2 protein-coding genes are annotated in these 2,376 nt (G+C 68.6%); both read right to left on the reverse strand.

All coding sequences use genetic code 11. The annotated features are described in order from the left end of the window. Positions 1 to 107: 107 nt before the first annotated feature. Positions 108 to 935 carry an ATP-binding protein gene (locus tag AAAX59_RS09615; RefSeq protein WP_349071594.1) on the reverse strand — a complete coding sequence of 276 codons (828 nt, stop codon included), beginning with the start codon at positions 933 to 935 and terminating at the stop codon, positions 108 to 110. Beyond that, a complete protein-coding gene (gene istA / locus AAAX59_RS09620; RefSeq protein WP_349071595.1) occupies positions 932 to 2,239 on the reverse strand; it encodes an IS21 family transposase in 1,308 nt (435 codons plus the stop codon). Before istA ends, AAAX59_RS09615 begins: the two co-directional genes overlap by 4 nt. Between the last annotated feature and the right edge of the window lie 137 nt (positions 2,240 to 2,376).

A 2,376-nucleotide genomic window follows, 5' to 3' on the forward strand; every position in this document is an offset into this window, starting at 1 on the left:
TGTTAGCGTCGGATTATTTTAGCAAAATATAGTCGGCCGAGATTGACCAATCCCGGCCGACCCATTTTAGCCAACACGCCCGCATCTATGACTTTCCTATCGCATTCCTACATCCCCTCGGGCTGGATCCCCCTCACCTTCACCGCCTGGGGGACGGCCTCCACCGAGTAGGTGTCGAGCTCCCTGCCGCGGTAGCTCGGGCCCCGCATCACGAACACCGACGCCTTGTCGAACAGCCTGTCGAGGGCGCAGAGGAGCGTGTCGTCGCCCGTGAAGAACTCATCCCACCCGCTCGGGGCGATGTTGCTCGTGAGGACCATCGCGTTCGGCCCCTCCTTCTCGTAGCGCCTGTCGACGACATCGAAGAACAGGTCGGTGCACGGCCTGTCGTAGACGCATCTCCCCACCTCGTCAACGATGAGGCACGACGGCTTGACGAGCGAGGAGACGACCCGCGAGGTGTTTCCCCGCTGGACGGCCTTCTGGAACCTGTCCCTGAGCTCGGTCGCCTTTATGTAGTAGGTCTTGAGCCCCCGCATGCAGCACTCGCGCCCGTAGGCCTGCGCGAGGTGCGTCTTCCCTATGCCGCCGGGCCCGACGAAGGCGACGTTGCGGTGCGCGTAGAGGTCGGCCAGCGACGGGAGCTTGCCCAGCGCGGCCGCGTCCCGGCCCTGGATCCTGGAGAAGTCGAAGCCCTCGAAGGTCTTGGGCTCGCGCCTGGGCAGCCTGCTCAGCCTCAGCAGCGTCTCGATGGAGGCGAGCCTCCTCCTCTCCGCAAGGTAGGAGAAGGTGGCTGCCACGGCGGCCATCTCCCCGTCGCCGAGGTCGAGGTCCGAGGCGAGGGTCGCGAGCTCCTCCGCCCCGACGGCGATCCCGAGCCTCGACGCGGCGTCGCTCGCGAGCTCGTAGGGGCTCGCCCCCGCGCCCGCCATCATTCGGCCCTCCCGAAGTCGAACCTCTCGAAACCGGGTTTCGCCCGGGGCGGGGCGATTTGCTCGACCACGGTCCCCACCGGCTGGGTCGGCAGCTCCTCGGGCTGCGCCGGCGATGTCTCCCACTGCCCCTCGCACCAGCTGTCGGCGCCGGTGCCGACGGCGTGGGCGACGAGCTCGCGGGAGAGGTCGTCGCTGTATATGTGCACCACGCGCCCCTCCCGGCTCACCCTGCACTCGCGGCGGACGTACCAGTAGGGCACGCCGTAGCGGTGCCCCTCGAAGCTCACGAAGCCGTCGAAGGAGATCTTCCGGCGCGGGCACAGGTACCGCTCGACCTCGGCCGTGACCTCGAGCGGCCTGGTGTTCGCCGAGCACGCCGCCTCGTGCTCGCGCATCGGGACGCATGCCGCCGCGCGCCGCCAGCGGCCTCCCTGCTCGGCGCACCAGAGGGCGGCCTCCCGGTTGAGGGCGTCAAGGTCGGTAAAGGACCTTCCCGCGAGGAAGTTCCCCTTCACGAAGCGGACGAGCCTCTCCACCTTGCCCTTCGTATAGGGGTGGCGCGGCCTGCACAGCCTGGTGCGGAAGCCGACGACGCCCATGAACTCGGCGTAGTCGGCCTGCCAGACGGGCCGGCCGTCGGCATCGCGGCGGACGACCACGCTCTTCATGTTGTCGGTGAGCACGGTCGCGGGCACGCCCAGCGCCGAGAACGCGTGCAGCATCCCGATGAGGAGGTTCTCCTGGCGCGCGTTCGGGAAGAACTCGACGTGGGCGCCCCCGCAATGGTGGCAGACCATGGCGAAGCAGGCGATCCGCGCCCGCTCGCCGCCGGGGCGCTCGACCGCGACGAAGCCCCAGTCCATCTGGTAGGCCTCTCCGGGCGCCGTCCTGAAGCGCTGGCCGCGGCAGCCCTGCGGGGCCGCCTGCCGCCTCTTCGCGGGCACGAGGTCCCGGTGCGCGGCGATATAGGTCTTCACCGTGGTGAGGCCGCCGGCGTAGCCCTGGCCGAGCAGCCGCTCGAATATCACCTGCGAGTTGGTGACGCCCTTCCGCAGGAGGTCGTCCACCAGGCCGGTGTGGCCGGCGAGCACGCCCGGCGCGGCCCTCCTCCCGCTGTTCCCGTGGGGCAGGGCCCTGAACCCGTGGGCCCTGACCGTCCTCGCGCGGGAGCGGGTGAGCCCCGTCCTCCTGCAGAACTCAGCGAGGTTGCATGCCTGCGGGTCGAACCCGTCGCCCTCCTCCGCGGCCATCTCCCGGAGCGCCGCGTCTATAATCTCCTGTAGGTCATCGTGTCTCTCGTTCACCTCAATGGTCCTCCTAACGCCGGCGTGTTGGCACCACCAGCGTAGTGGCGGCGGGGAGGCACGGTGGCCATTATTCGGTGACCGGGATTGGTCAAAATAGTTTGACTATTAGCGGCTAAAATCGCCCGGCGCTAACA

The organism is Collinsella sp. CLA-ER-H2 (assembly GCF_040092405.1).
In the GTDB taxonomy this organism is placed as follows: Bacteria; Actinomycetota; Coriobacteriia; order Coriobacteriales; family Coriobacteriaceae; genus Collinsella.